Below are 22,197 nucleotides of genomic sequence, written 5' to 3' on the forward strand. Positions count from 1 at the left end.
CCGCTTGACCACGCCGCCACCATGACCGATTCCACCCCGAACCCGGCCCCACCACGCGACTACGACGTGCTCATCATCGGCAGCGGTCTGGCCGGACTGGCCACGGCCCTGCTGCTGCCCAGCGACTGGCGCGTGGCCATCGTCACCAAACGCTCCATCGCAGACGGCTCCAGCGGCTGGGCCCAGGGGGGGATCGCCGCCGTGCTGGCCGACGACGACAGCTTCGAGCAGCACATCCAAGACACGATGATCGCGGGTGCCGGCCTGTGCGATCCGGCCGCCACGCGCTTCACGGTCGAGCACGCACCCGAGGCGATCGCCTGGTTGCGCGAGTTGGGCACGCCCTTCACGGCCGAAGGCGACGGCCTGCACCTGACGCGCGAGGGTGGCCACAGCGCGCGCCGCATCGTGCACGCGGCGGACGCGACCGGCGCGGCCATCCAGCAAACACTCATCGAGCGGGTGCGTGCCGCCCGTCACATTGACGTGTTCGAAACCCACGCGCTGGTCGACCTGATCCTGAGCGACCGCCACGCCGCGCGCCGCGAACTGCCGCGGCGGGTGCTGGGCGCGTATGTGCTGGACGAGGCCACCGACACCATCGAGGTCTTTGCCGCCCCGCACACGGTGCTGTGCACGGGGGGCGCAGGCAAGGTGTATCTCTACACCTCCAACCCGGACACGGCCACGGGAGACGGCATCGCCGCCGCCTGGCGAGCGGGCTGCCGGGTAGCCAACATGGAGTTCATCCAGTTCCACCCCACCTGCCTGTACCACCCCAAGGCCAAGAGCTTTCTGATCAGCGAAGCCGTGCGCGGTGAAGGCGGCATCCTCAAGCTGCCCCCCCACCTGGGCAGCCACCGCTTCATGCCCGACCACGACCCGCGCGCCGAGCTGGCACCGCGCGACATCGTGGCACGCGCCATCGACTTCGAGATGAAAAAGCACGGCATCCCGTGCGTCTATCTCGACATCTCGCACCAGCCCGCGGCGTTTTTGCACGAGCATTTTCCCAACATCCTCCAACGCTGCGCCGAGCTGGGCATCGACATCACGCGTGAGCCCATCCCGGTGGTGCCTGCTGCCCACTACACCTGCGGCGGGGTGGTGACCGACCTGCGCGGCCGCACCGACCTGCCCGGCCTGTACTGTGTGGGCGAGGCCAGCTACACCGGGCTGCACGGCGCCAACCGGCTGGCCAGCAATTCGCTGCTGGAATGCCTGGTGTTTGCCCGCGCCGCCGCGCGTGACATGGCGGCGCAAGCGCGCATCCCCACAGCGCCCGTGCGGCCGTGGGACGACAGCCGCGTCATCGACGCCGACGAGCAAGTCGTCATCAGCCACAACTGGGACGAGCTGCGCCGCTTCATGTGGGACTACGTGGGCATCGTGCGTACCGACAAGCGGCTGGAGCGCGCCGCGCACCGCATCGCCCTGCTGCAGGCCGAAATCCAGGAGTTTTATGCGCGCTTTCACGTCAGCCGCGACTTGCTGGAGCTGCGCAACCTGGTGCAAGTGGCCGACCTGATCGTGCGCTGCGCCCAGCTGCGCAAGGAAAGCCGCGGCCTGCACTATAGCCGCGACTACCCCTACACCCTGCCGCAGGCGCGACCCACCCTCCTCACGCCCGACGCCCGATGAGCGCCCGCCCTGCTACCCCATGGCTGGCCTACGGGTCGCTGGCGGCCAGCATGGCACTGGTGGGCAGCTACGTGGCCCTGTCCAAACCGCTGGTGGCGGCGCTGCCGGTGTTCCTGCTGGCGTGGCTGCGCTACCTGATCGGCGCGGCCGCCATGGTGCACTGGCTGCGCAAACCGGCGTCGGAGCCGGCGCTCGACCGGCACACGCACGGGCTGCTCTTCCTACAGGCCCTGCTGGGCAATTTTTTGTTTTCGCTGTGCATGCTGTTTGGCGTCAGCCTGACCACGGCCAGCGCCGCTGGCGTCATCATGGCGGCCATTCCCGCCGTGGTCGCGCTGCAGTCGGCGCTCTTCCTGCGCGAGCGGCTGGATGCGCGCTCCGGTGCAGCGGTGGCCTTGGCGGCCGTCGGCATCGGGCTGTTTTCGCTCGACAAGGCCGCCCCCGGCGCCGCCGCGGCGCACGGCACGTGGCTGGGCATGCCGCTGCCACTGTGGGGCAACGCACTGGTCTTTGCCGCTGTCGTGTGTGAGGCCGCCTACGTCGTCATCGGCAAGCGGCTGACCGGTCAACTGGGCGCGCGGCGCATCGCGGCGATCATCAACCTGTGGGGCCTGGCGCTCATGACGCCGCTGGGCCTGTGGGCCGCGCTACGCTTCGACGGCTGGGCGCTGCTGTCGCTGGGCCTGTGGGCGCTGCTGCTGTTTTATGGCCTGGCCGCCAGCGTCTGGACGGTGTGGCTGTGGATGACGGGCCTGCGGCACGTACCCGCCGCCCGGGCTGGGGTGTTCACCGTGATGCTGCCCATCAGCGCGGCCACGATCGGTGTGCTGTTCATGGGCGAGCGGCTAACGCCGCTGCAGTGGCTGGCGTTTGGCGTGGCGCTGGTGGGGCTGGTGGTGGCGACCCTGCCCGGGCGCACGCCTACGCGCACCACAGACCCGTCGGCTGGGTGATGCCCATCCACAACGCCCAGCCGGACGTGGCCGCCAGCGCCAGCCCGGCCAAGCGGATGCCCCAGCCACCGGAGCGCGCCTGCGCCAGCCGCAGCAACAGCCACGGCCCTGCCGCCAGCGACACCATGGTCCCGATGGCAAACGCGGCCATGATGGCAGCGCCCGATAACGCCGACGCCGACAACGACGCCACCAGCAGCGCCGAGTAGAGCAGCCCACAGGGCATCAACGCCCAGCCGAGCCCGAGCGCCACGGGCGCGCGCGCGCCCAAGCGGGCCATGACCGGGCGCACCCGCCGCCAGACGGCCTGCGCCCAGCCATCCAGAAAGGCCGGCTGCCGCGCCTGCCACAGCAGCACCAGCCCGAGCACGAACGCCGCCACGTGCATCATGGTCCACACCGGCCGCAGCACCGCGGTCTGCTGCCCCAGCCAGCCCATGCCCTGTACCGTGCCGCCCGCCAACGCCCCCAGCAGCGCATAGCCGGCCAGCCGGCTGAACTGCCACGTCCACAGCGCCCGCTGCGGGTGCGGGCCAGCGGCACGGGCAATACCCGCGCAGGCGGCACCACACATGGTCACGCAGTGCGGGCCGCCGACCAGCCCCATCACCAGGGCCGACAGCGTCATCGAGGTCAGCATGGCACGATGCTAACAGCCCGCGGCTGGGCCTGCCGGTAGCACCTCAAATGATCTTGGAAAACCGCGCCCGGTCTTGATCGACCTGCAAGTAGCGGTCGAACACCATGGCGACGGCGCGCACCAAATACCAGCCCGTGGGCGTCACTTCGATGTGGGCATCGCCGATGCGTACCAGCCCATCGCGCTCGAACGCGCGCAGCTGCTCCAGCTCGCGCGCGAAGTGCTGGCGAAAATCGATCAGGTGCGCCAGATTGATCGACTCGAAATCGACCAACCCCTGGCACATGATGGCCATGATCACACTGCGGCGCAACAGATCCTCGCGCGTCAGCGCCAGCCCGCGCACGATGGGCAGCCGCCCTTGGTCGAGCGCGTCGTAGTACTCCTCCAGCGTCTTGGCATTTTGGCTGTAGGTGGCGCCGATGCGGCCAATGGCCGATACCCCCAGCGCGATCAGGTCGCAATCGGGCTGCGTGCTGTAGCCCTGAAAGTTGCGGTGCAGCCGCCCCTGCCGCTTGGCCACCGCCAGCGCATCGTTGGGCAACGCAAAATGGTCCATGCCCACGTACACATAACCCACGGCACTCAGATGGTCGAGCGACAGCGACAACATGGCCAACTTGTCCGCCGGACTGGGCAACTCCGCCGCGTGGATGCGCCGCTGCGGCTTGAAGCGCGCCGGCAGATGCGCATAAGCGTAGAGCGCGATGCGATCCGGCCGCAGGCGCTCGACGAGCTCGAGCGTGCGCCGAAACGACTCTGGGGTCTGCTGAGGCAGTCCGTAAATGAGGTCGACGTTGACCGACTCAAAGCCGATCTCGCGCGCCGCGGCCACGAGGGCGAACACCTGCTCGGCCGGCTGAATCCGGTGCACCGCCCGCTGCACCGCGCCATCGAAGTCCTGCACGCCAAAACTCAGGCGGTTGAACCCCAGTTGGTGCAGATGGGCCAAGCGCTGCGCGGTCACCGTGCGGGGGTCGACCTCGATCGAATACTCGCCCCCAGGGACGAGTTCGAAGTGGCGCCGGATCATCGCCATCAGGTCGGACAACTCCGCGTCGCTGAGGAAGGTCGGCGTGCCCCCCCCAAGGTGCAGCTGCGTCACGCGGTGCCCGCGCCCGACGTGTTCGGTCTGCAATTCCAGCTCGCGCGACAGGTAGCGCAGGTACTCCGCCGCGCGTTCGTGGTGCTTGGTCACCACCTTGTTGCATGCGCAGTAGTAGCACAGCGACTCGCAAAACGGGATGTGTACATACACCGACAGCGGCAGCGCCAGCGACCCCGCTCGCCGCTGTTGCAGGGCTTGCACGTAGTCACGCTCGGTAAACGCTTCGACAAACCGGTCCGCCGTCGGGTAGGACGTGTAGCGCGGGCCCGGAATGTCGAACCGGCGCAGCAGATCTTCGTCGATGACGTGTTTCACGGCGGGCAGCTCCATAGGCGACGAACTGTGCACCAGCGTAGCCTTGCGTGGGTTGACGTGAGTCAAACCCCCTGCGGGAGCGACGTTCCCCAAAACCCTGCAGGGCATGGGCCCACCGCACGGGGCGGCACGCGCATCGGGTTGTTATGATCGGGCGCATATCGTTCATGGCGAGTCTGCGCCTCGTTTCACCCACCTCTGCCTCACACCGGCCCCCATCGCCTCATGGATCTGCACAGCATCAAGGTCGCCTGCTCCAGCTGCAACCTGCGCGAGCTCTGCATCCCGGTCGGCCTCAAGCCGGACGAGATGGAGCAGCTCGACAACCTGATCAGCACGCGTCGCCGGGTGCGGCGGGGCGGGACCCTGTTTGCCGCGGGCGACGGCTTCACGTCGCTGTACGCGGTACGATCCGGATTTTTCAAGACCGTGGTCACGACGGCGGACGGCCGCGATCAGGTCACCGGGTTTCAAATGGCGGGCGAAATCCTGGGGCTCGATGGCATCGTGCAGGACAAGCACTCGTGCTCGGCCGTGGCGCTCGAAGACGCCGAGGTGTGCGTGCTGCCATTCGACAAGCTCGAGCAGCTCTCGCGCGAGTTCAGCACGCTGCAGCACCACGTACACCGCATCATGAGCCGCGAGATCGTACGCGATCAAGGCGTCATGCTATTGCTGGGCAGCATGCGCGCCGAAGAACGACTGGCGGCTTTTTTGCTCAACCTCGTGCAGCGCCTGCATTCGCGCGGCTTTTCACGCACCGAGATGGTGTTGCGCATGACGCGCGAGGAAATCGGCAGCTACCTGGGAATGAAGCTCGAGACGGTCAGTCGTACGTTTTCGCGCTTTCAGGACGAGGGCATCATCGAAGTCAAGCAGCGCTACGTTCGCATCCTCGACCCGGACGCGCTCGCGGCCATTGTCAACCAGAGCCGCGAGGAGAATTAAGCGGGGAGTTGAGCGGCGCGTTGCGCGCGCAGTCAGCCGGGCGCTGATCTGGCGGCACCGGGCAGCGGTTGATTTCCCACGGCGACAGCGACAACAGCGTGGTAAGCGCGCTCGACGCCATGGTCAGCGCCCAAAAAATGAAGAACGCGACCGTGTAGACCGCCTGCCGCGACCAACCGAGCGATTCGCCCGCCCAGTGCAGATCGTGGGGATCGACGAAGGCGAACACCACCATTTCGATCACAGCCGCCATCAAAAAAGCGGGCCAAGCAATCCACATCACGCGTTGGGCCAGCATCGACAGTCTCCTCTTTGTTGTTGCCCCGCGCCGCCTCAATCGTCTTTAGGCAACGTCGGGGACACGACGTGGTTACGCGCCTGGTTGGCAGGCAGCACCGCTTTTTCGGCCTGCAGGCGCTCCTCCGGCGTCATGCGCTCCGGCGCGACCGCGACCGGCGCCGGCATCGCCTCGCGCGGCAGCACGGGGTCTGGATTGCGCACGGCGATCGTGACCGTCACGATGGACGCGATCACGACCACCAAGGGGCCACCGATGACCATCCAGACCATGGGCTCGCGGTACCAGGGTCGGGAAGGGGCGGATGACGCGGAGGGCGTACCAGACATGGTGGACATAGTGTAGGCCTTTGGCGAGTACTTTGGGATACGGATCAACCCGAATACCCTGGGGGGTCATCGGGGTATCAGGAAGGTGGTTTTCTCGCGCACGGCGATCGAGCCGTCGGCGGTGCGGAAAGTCATAACGATGGGGTGAGAGCCGGGCTGCAACCCCGGGGGAACCTGCACACGTACCGGCACCGAGCGCACCTCGGTGGGCAGCAGATGTACGACGGGATCCGACGCGAGCGTCACCCCCGGCAAGCCCTCGACCGCCACCTGCAGCTCGCGCTCGGACTCGGACGCGTTCATGAACTGCACGCGGTAGACGTTTTCGATCCGGCCCATCTCGACCATGCGGGCCAGCGCGCCACGGTCCCGGATGACGTCGACCTTGAGCGGTACCCGCATCCACAGACTGACACCGAGCGCCGCCACGATGGTGAGCAAAATGGCACTGTAGATCAAGACGCGCGGACGAAACGCCCGGCGGATCATCTGGGCGCGGCTCCAGTGGTTGGCCATGCCGTTTTGGGTCGAGTACTTGACCAGCCCCTTGGGATAGCCCATCTTCTCCATCACCTCGTCGCAGACGTCGGCGCAGGCACCGCAACCGATGCACTCGTACTGCAGACCATTGCGGATGTCGATGCCGGTGGGGCACACCTGCACGCACAGTGTGCAGTCAATGCAGTCACCTAATCCCAACGCCTTCGGGTCAGCCGACTTCTTGCGCGCGCCGCGCGGCTCGCCGCGCTCGGCGTCGTAGGTCACGATCATCGTGTCCTTGTCGAACATGGCGCTCTGGAAGCGCGCATACGGGCACATGTATTTGCAGACCTGCTCGCGCATGTAGCCCGCGTTGCCGTAAGTGGCAAAACCGTAGAAGAAAATCCAGAAGGTCTGCCACGGACCCAGGTTCCACTCGAGGACGGCAGCGCCCAACTCACGGATGGGCGTGAAATAACCCGCAAACGTAAACCCGGTCCAGAGACCGAACACAATCCATGCGATCTGTTTGCCGCCCTTGCGTGCCAGCTTACGCAGGCTCCAGGGCTCTTGGTCCAGTCGCATGCGCGCCGAACGGTCACCCTCGAAGAGCTTTTCCATCCACAGGTAAATCTCGGTGTACACCGTCTGCGGACACGCGTAACCGCACCACAGCCGGCCGGCGATGGCGGTAAACAGGAACAGCGACAGCGCCGACACCACCAAAATACCCGTCAGGTAGATGAAATCCTGCGGATACAGCACGAGCCCGAAAATGTAGAACCGGCGCGCCTCCAGATCGAACAGCACCGCCTGCCGCTGCCCCCATTGCAGCCAGGGCAACCCATAGAAGACGAGCTGCGTCAGCCAGACGAAGACCCAACGCCAACGAGCGAACGTACCCGTCACCGAACGCGGGTAGAGCTTTTTGCGCGCAGCGTACAGGGAAATCTCCACCGCTTCGTCGGTGGAGGCAGAGCTGGGAATGTTGGCGGCCGTGTTCATGGAGTCACCTCGTGCCGGCGAAACAAAAACCGGTCGGAGTATGGTACCCCGACCGGATGCCCAAGGGTTTGACTTTGAACAAACCTCAGTTCGCGTTCGACAGCTTCCAGACGTAGCCCGTCAGCACGTGGATCTGGTCCGGCGTCAGTAGCGCGTTTTGCGCCGGCATCACGTTGTTGATACCCTTCTCGATCGCGCGGACGATCGCCTCCTCTCCCCAGCCATGCAGCCAGATCTGGTCGGTCAGGTTGGGCGCGCCGGTCGCGTGCATGCCCTTGCCATCTGCCCCGTGGCAAGCCGCGCACGCCCCCCACTTGGCCGCCCCCTGCGAAGCACGAACGCTGTCGTGTGGGCTACCTGAGAGGCTCAACACGTAGTGAGCGAGGTTGCGGACATCCTCAGCCGTGCCGACGGCGGCAGCCATCGGCGGCATGATGCCCTGCCGGCCCTCGACGATTGTCTTGTGGATGTACTCGGGGCTACCGTCACCGCCCAGCCAGTCGGCGTCGGTCAGATTGGGAAAGCCTTTACTGCCGCGGGCATCCGAACCGTGGCACTGCGCGCAGTAGTTCATGTACAGGCGCTCCCCCACGGCCATGGCCTGCTGGTCTTTGGCCAAGTCCTTCGGGTCCATGCCGCGAAACTTGGCGTACAGCGGCTCCACCGCTGCCAGCGCCTTGTTGCGCTCCACTTCCCACTGACCATGGGACGACCACTTCAGCACCCCTTGCCACTGGCCGAACATCGGGTACAGCAAGCCGTAGCCCAATGCAAACAGCACCGTGATGATGAACAGGTACACCCACCACCGCGGCAAGGGGTTGTTCATCTCGCGCAGGTCGCCGTCCCAGACGTGCCCGGTGGTGTTGTCGGCCGCGGCGATCACCCGCGTCTTGCCGCTCGCCCATAGGAAGAAGGCGCACGCCAAGATGCTGACGAGGGTGACCCCGGCCACGAAGAGATGCCAGAAATCGCTGATGAAATCGCTCATGATGATGCTCTCCTGTCAGGGCTCACTCGTCCTGGAACGGCAGCCGTGCCGCTTCCTCGAACCGGGCCCGGTTTTTCTTGGACCAGGCCCATGCCCAGATGCCGACGAAAGTCACGAGGCTCAGCACCGTGACGATGACGCGCAGGTCATTGACGTCCATGGTCGGCCTCCGTCATTGCTGGGTCACGGTGCTGGGCGCATCGGCCTGTGCCGCCTGCGCTGCCTGGGGCTTGGCCAGCTTGTCCCACGAGCGCGCGGTGCCCAATCCCTGCAGGTACGCAATCAGCGCCTCCATTTCGGTCTTACCCTGCACCTCCTCGACCGCCTTGGCGATCTCTTCATCCGTGTAGGGCACGCCCAGCTTGCGCAGCGCCTGCATCTTGGCGGGCAGCGACTCGGCGTCCACCGTGCGGCGCTCCAGCCACGGGTAGGCGGGCATGTTGGACTCGGGCACCAAGTCGCGCGGGTTGATCAGGTGCACCCGGTGCCACTCGTCCGAGTAGCGGCCGCCCACGCGCGCCAGATCCGGACCCGTACGCTTGGAGCCCCACTGGAACGGGTGGTCGTAGACGAACTCACCCGCGACCGAGTACGGGCCATAGCGCAGCGTCTCGGCATGGAACGGACGCACCATCTGCGAATGGCAGACATAGCAACCCTCGCGCACGTAGATGTCGCGCCCGGCCAGTTGCAGCGCCGGGTAGGGCTTGACGCCCTCGATCGGCTTGGTGGTCGAGTGCTGGAAAAACAGCGGGACGATCTCTACCAACCCCCCGACCGATACCACCAGCGTGATGAGGACGATCATGAGGAAATTGTTGGTCTCGATGCGCTCGTGACCGCTGGGCTTGTGGTCTTGTGCAGCCATGGTGTTTCCCTTTCCTCCATCAGTGAGCCGGGGCGGGGATGGCCACGGGCTCGATCTTGCCCTGCGTGGCGGTCTTCCAGACGTTCCACGCCATCACGAACATGCCAGCCAGGTACAGCACGCCACCCAGCAAGCGGATCACATAGAACGGATAGCTGGCCTTGACGGACTCGACGAAGGTGTAGGTCAGCGACCCATCGGGGTTGACGGCACGCCACATCAGGCCCTGCATGACGCCGGCGATCCACATGGCGGCGATGTAGAGCACGATGCCGATGGTGGCGACCCAGAAGTGCAGCTCGATGGCCTTGACGCTGTACATCTGCTTTTGCCCAAACAGGCGCGGAATCAGGTAGTACATCGAGCCCATGGTCACCAAGCCCACCCAGCCCAGGGCACCGGAGTGCACGTGGCCGATGGTCCAGTCGGTGTAGTGGCTCAGGGCGTTGACGGTCTTGATCGACATCATCGGTCCTTCGAACGTGGACATGCCGTAGAACGACAGCGACACGATCAGGAAGCGCAGGATCGGGTCATCACGCAGCTTGTGCCACGCGCCGGACAGCGTCATGATGCCGTTGATCATGCCGCCCCAGGACGGCGCGAGCAGGATGAGCGAGAACACCATGCCCAGCGACTGCGCCCAGTCGGGCAGCGCGGTGTAGTGCAGGTGGTGCGGACCCGCCCACATGTAGGTGAAGATCAACGCCCAGAAGTGCACGATCGACAGCCGGTAGCTGTAGACGGGGCGCTCGGCCTGCTTGGGGATGAAGTAGTACATCATGCCCAGGAAGCCGGCCGTGAGGAAAAAGCCCACGGCGTTGTGGCCGTACCACCACTGCACCATGGCGTCTTGCACCCCGGCGTAGGCGGAATAGGACTTCCAGAAGCTCACCGGGATGGCCGCGCTGTTGACGATGTGCAGCATGGCCACGGCGATGATGAAGGCGCCATAGAACCAGTTGGCCACGTAGATGTGGCGCACCTTACGGGTGCCGATGGTGCCGAAGAAGACCACCGCGAAGGCCACCCAAACGGCTGCGATCAGCAGGTCAATAGGCCATTCGAGTTCCGCGTACTCCTTGCCGCTGGTGATGCCCAGGGGCAGAGTGATCGCGGCCAGCACGATGACCGCCTGCCAGCCCCAGAACGTGAACGAGGCCAACGCCGGCGCGAACAGAGTGGTCTGGCAAGTGCGCTGCACCACATAGTACGCGGTGGCGAACAGGGCACTGCCGCCAAAGGCGAAGATCACCGCGTTGGTGTGCAGCGGTCGCAAGCGGCTGTACGTCAGGTACTCGATGCCGAAGTTGAGCTCGGGCCACGCCAGCTGGGCGGCAATGATGACGCCGACCAGAAAGCCGACGATGCCCCAGACCACGGTCATGATGGCGAACTGCCGCACGACCTTGTCGTTGTAGACCCCTCCGTGGGATCCCGCAGTGGTTGCAGACATAGGAACACTCCTGTTGAGAAAATCTTTCGCGCGCAGTATCCGGGACGAGGCCTTGCGCGCCCTTGACTTAAGTCAATCCTGGCGCAGGATGCGCTCGCCCTCGCGCTCGATGTTGTCGAACTGGCCAGACTGCAGCGCCCACCAGAACACGCCGATGATGAGCAGCACGAGCACGACCGACAGGGGAATGAGCAGGTACAAGATTTCCATGGTGGGGGGCGTCGTCAGACAGGGGTGGGGGTGGGAGCGGCAACGGCGGGGAGGCCGTTGGAGAGTGCCTTGGCCACCATGCGCGACAGCCGCATGGCATTGCCGATGACGAGCAAGGAACTGGCCGCCATCCCCAGGCCTGCCGCCCAAGGAGGCATCCAGCCCACCAAGGCCAACGGCACGCTGATGGCGTTGTAGCCGGCGGCCCAGGCCAGATTTTGGCGCACGATGCGCATCGTCGCGCGCGCCTGCTCGACCACGAACACGACGTCGCTGAGCCGACCACTTTGCACCACGAAATCGGCCCGGGTCTGCGTCAACGGCGCGCCATGCCCCAGCGCAAACGACACGTCGGCGCGGGCGAGCACCGGCCCGTCGTTGAGTCCGTCGCCCACCATCGCCACTCGGTGCCCCCCCGCCTGCCAGCGGGCGACTTGTTCGAGCTTGCGCTCGGGGCTGGCCTCGGCGACCACGGTGTCGATCCCCAGCGGACGAGCTACGCGCAGCGCCGCCCCGAGCCGGTCACCCGACAGCAAGTGCACCCGCAAACCAAGTGCGCGCAGCCGCTCGATCGCTGCACGCGCATCGGGGCGCACCCCTTCGTCCAGCACGAATGTCGCCACCCAGCCATGCGCATCGGCCAGATACGCACACGGCATGTCGGCGACGCTGCGCCCGGCCTGAACCAACGCGGCCTCGTCCAACCCGCAGTGCGCGGCCGACCCCAAGCGCCACTCGTGCCCCTCGGTGTCGCGGGCGGTCAACCCGCGCCCTGGGGTTTCCGCCACCTCCAGCAGCGGCGCCGGGCCATCGCCGGCGGCGGTGTCTTCGAACCGCGCCACCAGGGCGCGCGACACCGGGTGCAGCGAAGCGCGGGCCAGAGGCGCGGCCGCGCGCAGGGCACGCTCGACCGTCCAGCCGTCGCGCACGCGCACTTCGCGCACCACCACGCGGTCTTGCGTCAGGGTGCCGGTCTTGTCGAATACCACGGTATCGACGGCGGCCAGCGCCTCGAAGGCTTGCAGGCGCCGCGTCAAGATGCCGCGCCGCGCCAGCGCCCCTGCCGAGGCCAACATGGCGGCTGGCGTGGCCAGCGACAAGGCGCACGGACAGGTGACGATGAGCACCGCCACCGCAGTGGCCACCGCGCGGTGCGGATCGACGCTCCACCACAGCAGGGCCGACAGGGCGGCGGCCAGCAACACCAGCCCCAAGAACGGAGCGGCGATGCGGTCCGCCAGCCGCGCCAGGCGCGGTTTTTCGGTGCTCGCCTGCTCCATGAGCGAGACGATTTGCGCAAACCGCGTGTCGCGGCCCAGGCGGTCGATGCGCACGCGCACGGTGCCGCCGAGGTTGTAGCTACCGGCAACGACCGCGCCACCCCGGCGGCGCGTGATGGGATGCGACTCGCCAGTCAGCAGCGCCTCGTCCACGGTGGCAGCGTCGCTGAGCACTGTGCCGTCACCCGGAAACGCTTGTCCCGCTTCGACGCGAACCACGTCACCCACCTGCAAACGCTTGAGGGAGACGCGCTCGACCGTGCCGTCGGGGCGCTCCCGTTCGCACTGCTCGGGCAGGCGATTCATGAGCGCGTCGAGCGCGCCGGCCGTGCGGTCGCGCAACTTGAGCTCCAAGTAGCGTCCGCCGAGCAGAAAGAAGACGAACATGGTGAGCGAATCGAACCAGATGTCCTGCCCCCAAGGCCCGGTCGGGTCGAACGTGGCCAAGCTGCTGGCGACGAACGTGACCAAAATGCCGATCGACACCGGCGTGTCCATGCCGATGCGCCCCTGCCGGAGATCGCGCCACGCGCTGGCAAAAAACGGCCCGCTGGCAAACAGCATCACGGGCAAACTGAGCACCCACGACGCCCAGCGCAACAGTTGCACGATGTCGGCGGGAATTTCCCCCGGCGCGGTGACGTACTCCGGCCAGGTGTACATCATCACCTGCATCATGCAAAAACCGGCGACGAAGAGCCGCCACAGGGCCTGGCGGGTTTCCTTCACCCGCTCGCTCACGCCCAGCGCCTGCTGCATCGGCAGCAGCCGGTAGCCGGTGCGGCCGACGGCCTGCGCCAGCTCGGACAAACGGGTACGCGCCGGATCCCAGCGCAGCGTCAGGCGCCGAGTGGCAGCATGGACTTGCGCCTCGAGCACACCGGGGCAGCGCGCCAGGGCAGACTCCACCGTATCGGCGCACGCCGCGCAGTACATGCCTTGCACCATCAGGACCGACTCGTTGACGAAACCGTCGTCGGCCTCGCTTGCCTGGGTGAATGCCTGTTGCTCCAGGGGGTCGTCGAGCACCGCAAAATCGTCGGCCACCACGAGCGGCCCTCGGTGCTCACCGAGTAAATGCGACGTCCCGTCCGCCTGCACAACGGATGCAGGTACATGATCCGCGGAAGGCGCAACTCCAGACATGCGCGGAGCTTACGGAAATGACATCAACCTTGGTTTGATTAGTGTCAAATGACGAATCGGGGTTAACCCCCACCGCGTTCGATTCGCGTCGCTTGGCGCGTCTGCGGTACCACGTCGGTACGGATCAAGCCCTCCAAGCGGGACAGATAGGGGGTGATCGCCCGCGCCGCTTCGGACTCGATCTGGCGGTACAGCTGCAGCACTTCCCTCCCCAGCGGGGTCAGTTGGGCACCGCGCGCTTGCCCTCCCCCCCGGTGCTTGGCGACCAAAGGGCCAACGAAATGCTGGTTCATGGCATGGACCAACGTCCAGGCGCGCTGATAACTCATGTCCAACCGACGTGCGGCTTGGGCGATCGAGCCGCACTCGTCGATCAGCGCGAGCAGCTGCGCCTTGCCAGGTCCGATGGCGATCGCGTGTTTGACCTGAATGCGAAAGCGCGGGCGGTCCGAACCGTCCGCCGCTGCAAGGAGTTGAGATGTCATGGCAGTGCAGCCCCCCATATGCACGTCCGATTTTATGGTTATACTTAGCTGTAGATATCGCCTACAGGAGATATTGGATGAACCACGCTCGCGCCGACGCGTCTGTCGTCCGATGCTCGGGTGCCACGGTTTCCCTCCACCGCCGCGCCTTCGTGCAATGGGCCGCCGCCACGCTGGCCATAGCCTCTCCCGTCGCGGCACGCGCCCAATCGCCCACCGCTTTGACGGTGGCCGCGGCGTCGGATTTGAAGTTCGCGCTCGAGGAGGTGGGTGTGATCTTTGAGCGCCAGACGGGGTACAAAGTGCGGTTGGTGCTGGGGTCTTCGGGCAATTTTTACTCACAGATTCTGCAAGGCGCGCCGTTTCATGTATTCATGTCGGCCGATGAGGGGTTCGTCTTCAAGCTGGCCGATGCGGGCAAAACGCGCGACCGCGGTCGGCTCTACGCCTACGGGCGCATCGGGATCATGGTTCCACACGGCTCGCCGCTCAAAGCCGATGGCAGCCTCAAGGATTTGGGCGCTGCCCTGCGTGATGGCCGGCTCAAAAAATTTGCCATTGCCAACCCGGAGCATGCGCCCTACGGAATGCGGGCGCGCGAAGCGCTGCAGCACGCCGGACTGTGGTCTGAGATCCAGCCGTTTCTCGTGCTGGGTGAAAACATCTCGCAGACGGCGCAGTTTGCCACTTCTGGCAGCACTCAGGGCGGCATCATCGCACTGTCGCTGGCGTTGGCGCCCCAGGTGGCGCGCACCGGGTCTTTCGACCTGATCCCAGCCCAGTGGCATCAGCCGCTGGCGCAACGCATGGCGGTCATCACCGGGGCGCCGCCGCAAGCGGATGCGTTCTACGATTTCATCGCGTCGCCCGCCGCACAGGCAATCATGAAGCGATACGGTTTCGAAATGCCCCGCTGAACGCCAGTTCGGAGGCAGGATGGATTGGCAGGCGTTGACCCTATCGCTGGAGTTGGCGACGGCTACTCTGCTCGTGCTGCTGCCCGTGGGACTGTGGCTGGGTCGTTGGTTGGCGTATCGCCAGTTTGCGGGCAAGGTACTGATCGAAGCGGCCGTGGTGCTGCCCCTGGTTTTGCCACCCACGGTGCTGGGCTACTACCTCTTGGTGGGGTTGGGCGGCGCGTCGCCTATCGGGCGCTGGGCGCAGGAGACATGGGGTGTCGCGCTGACGTTCAATTTTCTAGGGCTGCTCATCGCCTCGATCGTTTTCAATATTCCGTTCATCGTGCAGCCGATACAGCGCGCCTTCGAGTCGATCGATCCGCGGCTGATCGAGGCCGCGCACGTCAGCGGTTTGGGGACGTGGTCGACACTGTGGCGGGTGGAACTTCCGCTGGCGTGGCCGGGTATCCTTTCGGCGTGCATCTTGACGTTCGTGCACACCCTGGGTGAGTTTGGCGTGGTGTTGATGATGGGCGGCAACATCCCGGGCGAGACCAAGACCATCGCGATTGCGATCTACGACCGCGTGCAGGCGTTCGACCTGGAGAATGCCAATCGCATGGCGGGACTGCTCTTTTTGCTCTCCTTGGTGGCCGTGGCGGCCTCTTTCGTGGCCACTGCGCGCTTGACGCGCGCCCGCGGGGAGCGCCAGTCATGAGCGCAGCGTCCGTGTCTCACGATGCGCACGGAGCGTATGCCCTTGCTGCCTCGCAGGCGGCAGCAACGCAAGGCCTGTGGGTCGAGGTACAGCAAGATCGACCGATGCGCGTGCACGCCCGGCTGCACTGCCCGCCCGGCGAGCTGCTGGCCCTGGTGGGGCGCTCGGGTGCGGGCAAGACGTCGCTGCTGCGCATCCTGGCCGGGTTGCTGCGCCCTAGCGAGGGCCACGTGGCCGTGGATGGCCAGGTGTGGTCCGACACGCAGGCTGGCATCCACCTGCCGCCGCAGCAGCGCCGCGTCGGCTTGATGTTTCAGCACTATGCCCTCATGCCGCACCTGAGCGCACTGGACAACGTGGCGCTGGCGCTGTTGCATCTGCCGCGGGCGCAGCGCCTGGCGCAGGCACGGCAGTGGCTGGACCGGGTACAGCTGACGCGCGAGCAGCAGGCGCGCCGCCCCGCAGCCCTGTCCGGGGGGCAACAGCAACGCGTCGCGCTGGCGCGCGCGCTGGCGCGCGCGCCGCGGCTGCTGCTGCTCGACGAGCCGTTTTCCGCCGTGGACCAGATGCTGCGGCAAGACCTCTATCGCACGCTGGCCGACGTGCGCGCCGACCTGCACATCCCCATCGTGCTGGTCACCCACGATTTGCAGGAGGCCCGCCACCTGGCCGACACGCTGGCCGTCATGGATGGCGGCGAGGTGCTGCAACAAGGCAGCCCGGCGCGCCTGTACCGCAGCCCGCGCAACGCCCGCGTGGCCGACCTGCTGGGGGTACAAAACCGCTTTCAGGGCGTGTGGCTGGGCCCGTGCGAGGACCAACCTGGCATGGGCTGGCTGGGCTGGCTGGCCGACGACAGCGACGCCGACGCCCCCGTACGGCGCCTGCGCGTGCCTGACAAGGGCCGGATCCCCGCGGGTCAGCGGGTCAGTTGGATCATCCAGGCCGACGGGCTGCACCTGCTCGATGCGCCGGTCGCCCCTGGCAACCCCAGCGTGCTGTGTGCCCAGGTCGCCGAGCTGCGCTACCTGGGCGACTTGTCGCTGGCGACCCTGACGCTGACCGAGGTGCCGGGCACGCGGCTGCGCCTGACGCTGGCCGGGGCGCAACGCACGGGGCTGAAGCAGGGCCAGCGGTTGTGCGTGCGGCTGGATCCCGATTGGGTGCACGTCATGCCCACGCGGCGCCCCTGAGACGTGGACACGCGCGCTCTGCGCGGCGCTTGACGTGGGTCAAATCGGTGACGGGCGGCGCGGTTACGCTGGCGCTGTCTCAAAAAACGGATGAGGAGTCACCCATGTACCAACGCATTCTGGTAGCCACCGATGGCTCGGAGCTGTCGGACCGTGCCGTCGATCACGCCATCGCCCTGGCCGACCTGACCGGTGCCGAGCTGGTGGCGCTGCGCGTGGTGCCGCGCTACCCACAGACCTACTTCGAAGGGGGGGTGGCGCTGGGCACGGCCGAGGTGCGCCAGATCGAAAAGCAATGGGAAGACGAAGCGCGCGCGACGGTGCAGGCGGTCAAGACCCGGGCCCAGCCGCGGCAGGTCAAGGTCAAGCCCCTCACGGTCAAGTCGGACCTGGTCGCCGAAGCCATCATCGCTGCGGCCAAGCGCCACAAATGCGACCTGATCGTGATGGCCTCGCACGGGCGCCGGGGGCTCAAGCGCCTGCTGCTGGGCAGCGAGACGCAACAGGTGTTGACGCACTCCCACACGCCCGTGTTGGTGCTGCGCTGACGGCACGCGGGGCGCTTCAAGCAGTGAAGGTGTCGCGCCAACGCTCGCGCAGCAGGTTCTTTTGCACCTTGCCCATCGCGTTGCGCGGCAGCTCGTCCACGATCACGCAGCGCTTGGGGATTTTATAGTTGGCCAGCCGCGTGCGCAGCGCCGCCAGGATCGCCTCCGGGTCGGGCTGGGCGCCGGGGCGGGGAATCACCAACGCGACCCCGACTTCGCCGAAATCGGGGTGCGGCACGCCGATCACCGCGCTCTCGGCCACGCCGGGCAGCTCGTTGATGGCGCCCTCGACCTCGGCCGGGTAGACGTTGTAGCCGCCGCTGATGATCAGATCCTTGCTGCGCCCGACCAGCGTCAGATACCCGCGCGCGTCGACGAAGCCAACGTCGCCCGTGCGAAACCAGCCATCGGCGGTGAACTCGGCGCGCGTCTTGTCGGGCAGGCGCCAGTAGCCCTGAAAGACGCTGGGGCCGCGCACCTGCACGCCGCCCACGTCACCCACCGGCAACGGGCGGTCGTCGTCGCCCGCGATGCGCAACGCCACCCCGGGCAGCGGAAAACCCACCGTGCCGGCGCGGCGTTCGGCCTGCCCGCCATAGCGCGGATCCGGCCCATACGGGTTGGAGGTCAGCATGAGGGTCTCGCTCATGCCGTATCGCTCCAGGATAGTGTGGCCGGTGCGCGCCTGCCAGGCGTGGAAGGTCTCGGTCAGCAGCGGGGCCGAGCCGGAGATGAACAGCCGCATGGACGCGCAGCGCTCGGGCGTGAGGTCTGGCTCGGCCAACAAGCGGGTGTAGAGCGTGGGCACGCCCATGAAGACCGTGGCGCGCGGCAACCAGCCCAGCACGGTGCGCGCATCGAACCGGGCCGCCCACAGCATGGGGCTGCCGTTGAGCAGCGCGCCATGCACCGCCACGAACAACCCATGCACGTGAAACGTGGGCAGCACGTGGATGAGCACGTCACCCGCACGCCAGCCCCAATAGTCGTGCAACACCTGAGCATTGGCCAACAGGTTGCCGTGCGTGAGCATGGCGCCCTTGCTGCGCCCCGTGGTGCCGCTGGTGTAGATGATGGAGGCCAGCGCCTGCGCGCCCACCGCCACCGGACCCTGTTCGTCCGACTGGTGCGCCGCGCGCTCCAGCAGCGTGCCACTGCGATCGGCACCCAGCGTGAACACCGCGCGCGCACCGGCCCGGAAGGCGAGCTTGCTGACCCACCCGAAGCGCTCGGGCACGCACACCACGACTGCCGGTTCGGCATCGGCGATGAAGGATTCGACTTCTGCCGGCTGGTAAGCGGTGTTGAGCGGCACGTAGACGTGACCGGCGCGCAGCGTCGCCAAGTACAGCATGAGCGCCTCGACCGACTTGTCGACCTGCGCCACCACACGAGACGCGGGCGGCAAATCGAGGCTGGCCAACAGGTTGGCAATCATGGCGCTGCCCCGGTCGAGGTCGCGCCAGGTGTAGACCAGGCCATCGCCGGTCTCGATGGCCCAGGCATCCCCGTCCGCCGGAAAGGCCGCACGCAGGGCGTCGTACAGATTGGTCATGGTCATGGTCATCGAGCAGCCCGGCGCGCCCAGAACCACAGAACCACGCCCGCCAGCACCATCGGCAGGCTCAGCCACTGCCCCATGCTCAAGCCCAGCGACAGCAGGCCCAGGTGGGCGTCGGGTTCACGAAAATACTCCGCCGCGAATCGCAGCAGCCCATAGCCCGTCAGAAAGGCCGCCGAGACCTCGCCCAGGCGGCGCGGCTGGCGCGCGTAGAGCCACAGCAGCACGAACAACAACACCCCTTCCAGCACCGCCTGATACAGCTGCGAGGGGTGTCGCGGCAGGGGGCCAGCGCCCGGGAACACCATCGCCCACGGCAGGTCCGGACTGGCCACCCGACCCCAAAGCTCACCGTTGATGAAATTGCCGATGCGCCCGGCCGCCAGCCCCGTCGGCACGCACGGCGCGATAAAGTCCATGACTTGCAGCCACGGCCGCCCGTGCCGACGCGCCCATAAGGCCAGCGCGATCAGCACCCCGAGCAGCCCACCGTGAAAGCTCATCCCCCCCTGCCAGACGGCAAAAATCTGCAGCGGATCGGCCAAATAGTCGAGCGGCTTGTAGAACAGCACGTAGCCCAGCCGCCCGCCCAGGATCACCCCGAGCACGCCCCAAAACAGCATGTCCTCCACGTCACGCGGCTGCCAGCCCAGGCTGCGGTAGGGTTCGTGCCGCAGGCGCCGCCGCCCCAACCACACGAACAGCGCAAAACCGACCAGGTACATCAACCCGTACCAGTGCACGGCCAGCGGGCCGATGCGCACCGCCACGGGGTCCCAGCCCGGATGCATCAACATCCCCGGCCTCCTGAAGCGAACGGGTTTGGGCACCGGGGCGGTTCCGCGCTACCATGACGCGCAGACCCGAACCACAACGACCCACAACCAACCTGACGGGAGTCACCATGCCCACCACGATTGCGGACAAGGCGCCACGCGAACGCCGCCGGGACACGGCATTGCGCGACATCTTCGAGGATGCTTACGAACGTTGTCTGCCCTTCCTCGATCCGCAGCGCGGCATTCGGGGGGTTCCCCTGGTGCATCAGGCCATCCTGACCCTGCGCGAGCACTACCCCCATTTGGACATGCTGCAAGTGTACGTGCTGGTGCAGGCGCTGCAGCGCACCCACCAGGCGCGTCGGCGCCAGAACCACACCGACGCCGGATGACGGCGGCAGCGGCCGCTCAGTCCAGCCGGCTGAGGTCACGCACCGCTCCCTTGTCGGCCGACATGGCCAGCATCGCGTAGGCCTTGAGTGCGGCCGACACTTTGCGGGCGCGCGGCTGCGCGGGCTTCCAGCCCTTGGCGTCCTGCTCGGAACGCCGACGGGCCAGCTCTTCGTCGCTGACCAGCAGCTCGATCGAGCGCCCGGTGACGTCGATGCGAATGCGGTCGCCGTCGCGCACCAAGCCGATGGTGCCGCCCGCCGCCGCCTCGGGCGAGACATGCCCGATCGACAGCCCCGAGGTGCCGCCCGAGAAGCGCCCGTCGGTCAGCAAGGCGCACACCTTGCCCAAGCCCTTGGACTTGAGGTAGGACGTGGGGTAGAGCATCTCTTGCATGCCCGGCCCGCCGCGCGGCCCCTCGTAGCGAATCACGACCACGTCCCCCGGGCGGATCTGGTCGCCCAAGATCGCTTCGACCGCCGCGTCCTGGCTCTCGAACACGCGCGCCGGCCCCTCGAAGACACGCAGCACCGAGGTCGGCACGCTGGTCGTGTAGCGCAGCTGCTCGACCTCGAACATGCTCTCGTCGATGCCCGCCGTCTTGACGATACAGCCATCGACCGCCAGGTTGCCATAGAGCACGGCCAGCCCGCCATCGCGGGAATAGGCGTGCTCGACGCTGCGAATGCAGCCCGAGCGGCGGTCCAAGTCCAGCGACGGCCAACGCGTGTCCTGGCTGAACGGCGTCTGGGTCGGAATGCCGGCGGGTCCCGCGCGGTAGAAGGTTTGCACCGCCTCACTGGGCTGACGCATCACGTCCCAGGCGTCGAGGGCGTCTTTGAGCGTGGCGCTGTGTACCGTGGGAACGTCGGTGTGCAGCAAGCCAGCGCGGTCGAGCTCGCCCAGTATGCCCATGATGCCACCGGCGCGGTGCACATCTTCGATGTGGTACTTGTTGGTGTTGGGCGCCACTTTGCACAGGGTGGGCACGCGGCGCGACAGGCGGTCGATGTCGGCCATGGTGAAGGGCACCTGTGCCTCCTGCGCAGCGGCCAGCAGGTGCAGCACGGTATTGGTCGAGCCGCCCATGGCGATGTCGAGCGTCATCGCGTTTTCGAAGGCACGCAAAGTGGCGATGCTGCGCGGCAGCACGCGCTCGTCATTCTGCTCGTAGTAGCGCCGTGCCAGCTCGACGATCAGGCGCCCGGCGCGCCGGAACAGCTGCTCGCGGTCGGCGTGGGTGGCCAGCACCGTGCCATTGCCGGGCAGCGACAGGCCCAGCGCCTCGGTCAGGCAGTTCATCGAGTTAGCGGTGAACATGCCGGAACACGAGCCACAGGTCGGACACGCCGAGCGCTCCACCTCGGCCACCGTGGCATCGTCCACGTCGGGGTTGGCGGCCATGACCATGGCATCGACCAAATCGAGCTTTTTGATCTGCACCGTCTGCTCACCCGGCACGGCCAGGCGCACCTTGCCAGCCTCCATCGGCCCGCCCGAGACGAACACCACCGGAATGTTCAGGCGCAGCGCCGCCATCAGCATGCCGGGCGTGATCTTGTCGCAGTTGGAGATGCACACCAGCGCGTCCGCGCAGTGCGCATTGACCATGTACTCGACGCTGTCGGCGATGAGCTCACGGCTGGGCAGCGAGTACAGCATGCCATCGTGGCCCATGGCGATACCGTCGTCGACCGCAATCGTGTTGAACTCCTTGGCGACCCCGCCGGCCGCCTCGATCTCGCGAGCCACGAGTTGGCCCAAGTCCTTCAGGTGCACGTGCCCCGGCACGAACTGGGTGAACGAATTGGCCACGGCGATGATGGGTTTGTCGAAGTCGCCATCCTTCATGCCGGTGGCGCGCCACAGCGCGCGGGCGCCAGCCATGTTGCGGCCGGCGGTGGTGGTGCGGGAACGGTAGGTGGGCATGGTCACGCTCGGGTTTTGCAGTCAAGC

General features: G+C 66.7%; 23 protein-coding genes. 8 read left to right on the forward strand and 15 right to left on the reverse strand.

Translation table 11 applies throughout. The features are described from left to right. Positions 1-21 precede the first annotated feature (21 nt). Both nadB and ACPP3B_RS02640 read left to right on the forward strand, forming a co-directional pair. Positions 22-1,641 carry an L-aspartate oxidase gene (gene nadB, locus ACPP3B_RS02635; protein ID WP_424859637.1) on the forward strand — a complete coding sequence of 540 codons (1,620 nt, stop codon included), beginning with the start codon at positions 22-24 and terminating at the stop codon, positions 1,639-1,641. After that, positions 1,638-2,594, forward strand: coding sequence for a DMT family transporter (locus tag ACPP3B_RS02640; RefSeq protein WP_299022647.1), 957 nt, complete (start codon positions 1,638-1,640; stop codon positions 2,592-2,594). Before nadB ends, ACPP3B_RS02640 begins: the two co-directional genes overlap by 4 nt. On the opposite strand, the gene ACPP3B_RS02645 is transcribed toward ACPP3B_RS02640, so the two are convergent. Next, a complete protein-coding gene (locus ACPP3B_RS02645; protein WP_299022645.1) occupies positions 2,563-3,234 on the reverse strand; it encodes a sulfite exporter TauE/SafE family protein in 672 nt (223 codons plus the stop codon). The genes ACPP3B_RS02640 and ACPP3B_RS02645 overlap by 32 nt on opposite strands. A gap of 43 nt (positions 3,235-3,277) precedes the next feature. Further along, positions 3,278-4,672, reverse strand: a complete 1,395-nt coding sequence (gene hemN, locus ACPP3B_RS02650) for an oxygen-independent coproporphyrinogen III oxidase (protein WP_299022642.1) — start codon at positions 4,670-4,672, stop codon at positions 3,278-3,280. A gap of 210 nt (positions 4,673-4,882) precedes the next feature. On the opposite strand from hemN, the gene fnr reads away from it, so the two are divergent. Then, positions 4,883-5,605 (forward strand): fumarate/nitrate reduction transcriptional regulator Fnr, encoded by a 723-nt coding sequence (gene fnr / locus ACPP3B_RS02655; protein WP_424859638.1) that lies wholly within the window; start codon positions 4,883-4,885, stop codon positions 5,603-5,605. Here the strand turns inward: fnr and ACPP3B_RS02660 are convergent. The 10 genes from ACPP3B_RS02660 to ACPP3B_RS02705 form a co-directional block, all read right to left on the reverse strand. Beyond that, complete coding sequence (locus ACPP3B_RS02660; protein WP_299022634.1) at positions 5,580-5,903, reverse strand: hypothetical protein; 324 nt, start codon at positions 5,901-5,903, stop codon at positions 5,580-5,582. The two genes, fnr and ACPP3B_RS02660, sit on opposite strands and share 26 nt — an antisense overlap. Positions 5,904-5,938: 35 nt before the next feature. Further along, complete coding sequence (locus ACPP3B_RS02665; protein WP_299022632.1) at positions 5,939-6,232, reverse strand: nitrogen fixation protein FixH; 294 nt, start codon at positions 6,230-6,232, stop codon at positions 5,939-5,941. 66 nt (positions 6,233-6,298) lie between these two features. Further along, a complete protein-coding gene (ccoG, locus tag ACPP3B_RS02670; protein WP_424859639.1) occupies positions 6,299-7,717 on the reverse strand; it encodes a cytochrome c oxidase accessory protein CcoG in 1,419 nt (472 codons plus the stop codon). Between the two features lie 85 nt (positions 7,718-7,802). Beyond that, positions 7,803-8,708 carry a cytochrome-c oxidase, cbb3-type subunit III gene (gene ccoP / locus ACPP3B_RS02675; RefSeq protein WP_424859640.1) on the reverse strand — a complete coding sequence of 302 codons (906 nt, stop codon included), beginning with the start codon at positions 8,706-8,708 and terminating at the stop codon, positions 7,803-7,805. Positions 8,709-8,730: 22 nt separating this feature from the next. Continuing rightward, positions 8,731-8,868 carry a cbb3-type cytochrome oxidase subunit 3 gene (locus tag ACPP3B_RS02680; RefSeq protein ID WP_299018954.1) on the reverse strand — a complete coding sequence of 46 codons (138 nt, stop codon included), beginning with the start codon at positions 8,866-8,868 and terminating at the stop codon, positions 8,731-8,733. Positions 8,869-8,880: 12 nt separating this feature from the next. Beyond that, positions 8,881-9,576 (reverse strand): cytochrome-c oxidase, cbb3-type subunit II, encoded by a 696-nt coding sequence (gene ccoO, locus ACPP3B_RS02685; RefSeq protein ID WP_299018952.1) that lies wholly within the window; start codon positions 9,574-9,576, stop codon positions 8,881-8,883. 19 nt (positions 9,577-9,595) lie between these two features. Next, positions 9,596-11,032, reverse strand: a complete 1,437-nt coding sequence (ccoN, locus tag ACPP3B_RS02690) for a cytochrome-c oxidase, cbb3-type subunit I (RefSeq protein WP_299018950.1) — start codon at positions 11,030-11,032, stop codon at positions 9,596-9,598. Between the two features lie 72 nt (positions 11,033-11,104). After that, positions 11,105-11,242, reverse strand: coding sequence for a cbb3-type cytochrome oxidase assembly protein CcoS (ccoS, locus tag ACPP3B_RS02695; protein ID WP_299018948.1), 138 nt, complete (start codon positions 11,240-11,242; stop codon positions 11,105-11,107). 14 nt (positions 11,243-11,256) lie between these two features. After that, positions 11,257-13,569, reverse strand: a complete 2,313-nt coding sequence (locus ACPP3B_RS02700; RefSeq protein WP_424860131.1) for a heavy metal translocating P-type ATPase — start codon at positions 13,567-13,569, stop codon at positions 11,257-11,259. A gap of 161 nt (positions 13,570-13,730) precedes the next feature. Beyond that, on the reverse strand, positions 13,731-14,153 hold the full coding sequence (locus ACPP3B_RS02705; RefSeq protein ID WP_299018943.1) for a winged helix-turn-helix domain-containing protein: 423 nt from the start codon (positions 14,151-14,153) through the stop codon (positions 13,731-13,733). 77 nt (positions 14,154-14,230) lie between these two features. Between ACPP3B_RS02705 and modA the strand changes: the two genes are divergently transcribed. The 4 genes from modA to ACPP3B_RS02725 all read left to right on the forward strand — a co-directional run bounded on the left by modA (position 14,231) and on the right by ACPP3B_RS02725 (position 17,511). Further along, entirely contained in the window at positions 14,231-15,070 is an 840-nt protein-coding gene (gene modA, locus ACPP3B_RS02710; protein ID WP_299018941.1) for a molybdate ABC transporter substrate-binding protein, read from the forward strand. Between the two features lie 19 nt (positions 15,071-15,089). After that, complete coding sequence (modB, locus tag ACPP3B_RS02715) at positions 15,090-15,770, forward strand: molybdate ABC transporter permease subunit (RefSeq protein WP_299018939.1); 681 nt, start codon at positions 15,090-15,092, stop codon at positions 15,768-15,770. After that, a complete protein-coding gene (locus ACPP3B_RS02720; RefSeq protein WP_424859641.1) occupies positions 15,767-16,963 on the forward strand; it encodes an ABC transporter ATP-binding protein in 1,197 nt (398 codons plus the stop codon). The genes modB and ACPP3B_RS02720 overlap by 4 nt, the downstream gene beginning before the upstream one ends. 104 nt (positions 16,964-17,067) lie before the next feature. Further along, a complete protein-coding gene (locus tag ACPP3B_RS02725; RefSeq protein WP_299018935.1) occupies positions 17,068-17,511 on the forward strand; it encodes a universal stress protein in 444 nt (147 codons plus the stop codon). 16 nt (positions 17,512-17,527) lie between these two features. On the opposite strand, the gene ACPP3B_RS02730 is transcribed toward ACPP3B_RS02725, so the two are convergent. Next, complete coding sequence (locus tag ACPP3B_RS02730) at positions 17,528-19,072, reverse strand: malonate--CoA ligase (RefSeq protein WP_299018933.1); 1,545 nt, start codon at positions 19,070-19,072, stop codon at positions 17,528-17,530. Between the two features lie 2 nt (positions 19,073-19,074). Continuing rightward, positions 19,075-19,869 carry a prolipoprotein diacylglyceryl transferase gene (gene lgt / locus ACPP3B_RS02735; RefSeq protein WP_299018931.1) on the reverse strand — a complete coding sequence of 265 codons (795 nt, stop codon included), beginning with the start codon at positions 19,867-19,869 and terminating at the stop codon, positions 19,075-19,077. Between the two features lie 107 nt (positions 19,870-19,976). On the opposite strand from lgt, the gene ACPP3B_RS02740 reads away from it, so the two are divergent. Further along, positions 19,977-20,243 (forward strand): hypothetical protein, encoded by a 267-nt coding sequence (locus ACPP3B_RS02740; protein ID WP_424859642.1) that lies wholly within the window; start codon positions 19,977-19,979, stop codon positions 20,241-20,243. Between the two features lie 16 nt (positions 20,244-20,259). Here ACPP3B_RS02740 and ilvD read toward each other — a convergent pair whose 3' ends face one another. Continuing rightward, positions 20,260-22,170, reverse strand: a complete 1,911-nt coding sequence (gene ilvD / locus ACPP3B_RS02745) for a dihydroxy-acid dehydratase (RefSeq protein ID WP_424859643.1) — start codon at positions 22,168-22,170, stop codon at positions 20,260-20,262. Positions 22,171-22,197 lie beyond the last annotated feature (27 nt).

Source organism: Tepidimonas sp. HKU77 (assembly GCF_049728535.1).
In the GTDB taxonomy this organism is placed as follows: Bacteria; Pseudomonadota; Gammaproteobacteria; order Burkholderiales; family Burkholderiaceae_C; genus Tepidimonas.

Bases quoted from the DNA above. Each gene is read 5' to 3' on its own strand.
- nadB (WP_424859637.1), top strand. From the start codon at position 22: ATGACCGATTCCACCCCGAACCCGGCCCCACCACGCGACTACGACGTG.
- ACPP3B_RS02640 (WP_299022647.1), top strand. From the start codon at position 1,638: ATGAGCGCCCGCCCTGCTACCCCATGGCTGGCCTACGGGTCGCTGGCG.
- ACPP3B_RS02645 (WP_299022645.1), bottom strand. From the start codon at position 3,234: ATGCTGACCTCGATGACGCTGTCGGCCCTGGTGATGGGGCTGGTCGGC.
- hemN (WP_299022642.1), bottom strand. From the start codon at position 4,672: ATGGAGCTGCCCGCCGTGAAACACGTCATCGACGAAGATCTGCTGCGC.
- fnr (WP_424859638.1), top strand. From the start codon at position 4,883: ATGGATCTGCACAGCATCAAGGTCGCCTGCTCCAGCTGCAACCTGCGC.
- ACPP3B_RS02660 (WP_299022634.1), bottom strand. From the start codon at position 5,903: ATGCTGGCCCAACGCGTGATGTGGATTGCTTGGCCCGCTTTTTTGATG.
- ACPP3B_RS02665 (WP_299022632.1), bottom strand. From the start codon at position 6,232: ATGTCTGGTACGCCCTCCGCGTCATCCGCCCCTTCCCGACCCTGGTAC.
- ccoG (WP_424859639.1), bottom strand. From the start codon at position 7,717: ATGAACACGGCCGCCAACATTCCCAGCTCTGCCTCCACCGACGAAGCG.
- ccoP (WP_424859640.1), bottom strand. From the start codon at position 8,708: ATGAGCGATTTCATCAGCGATTTCTGGCATCTCTTCGTGGCCGGGGTC.
- ACPP3B_RS02680 (WP_299018954.1), bottom strand. From the start codon at position 8,868: ATGGACGTCAATGACCTGCGCGTCATCGTCACGGTGCTGAGCCTCGTG.
- ccoO (WP_299018952.1), bottom strand. From the start codon at position 9,576: ATGGCTGCACAAGACCACAAGCCCAGCGGTCACGAGCGCATCGAGACC.
- ccoN (WP_299018950.1), bottom strand. From the start codon at position 11,032: ATGTCTGCAACCACTGCGGGATCCCACGGAGGGGTCTACAACGACAAG.
- ccoS (WP_299018948.1), bottom strand. From the start codon at position 11,242: ATGGAAATCTTGTACCTGCTCATTCCCCTGTCGGTCGTGCTCGTGCTG.
- ACPP3B_RS02705 (WP_299018943.1), bottom strand. From the start codon at position 14,153: ATGACATCTCAACTCCTTGCAGCGGCGGACGGTTCGGACCGCCCGCGC.
- modA (WP_299018941.1), top strand. From the start codon at position 14,231: ATGAACCACGCTCGCGCCGACGCGTCTGTCGTCCGATGCTCGGGTGCC.
- modB (WP_299018939.1), top strand. From the start codon at position 15,090: ATGGATTGGCAGGCGTTGACCCTATCGCTGGAGTTGGCGACGGCTACT.
- ACPP3B_RS02720 (WP_424859641.1), top strand. From the start codon at position 15,767: ATGAGCGCAGCGTCCGTGTCTCACGATGCGCACGGAGCGTATGCCCTT.
- ACPP3B_RS02725 (WP_299018935.1), top strand. From the start codon at position 17,068: ATGTACCAACGCATTCTGGTAGCCACCGATGGCTCGGAGCTGTCGGAC.
- ACPP3B_RS02730 (WP_299018933.1), bottom strand. From the start codon at position 19,072: ATGACCATGACCAATCTGTACGACGCCCTGCGTGCGGCCTTTCCGGCG.
- lgt (WP_299018931.1), bottom strand. From the start codon at position 19,869: ATGTTGATGCATCCGGGCTGGGACCCCGTGGCGGTGCGCATCGGCCCG.
- ACPP3B_RS02740 (WP_424859642.1), top strand. From the start codon at position 19,977: ATGCCCACCACGATTGCGGACAAGGCGCCACGCGAACGCCGCCGGGAC.
- ilvD (WP_424859643.1), bottom strand. From the start codon at position 22,170: ATGCCCACCTACCGTTCCCGCACCACCACCGCCGGCCGCAACATGGCT.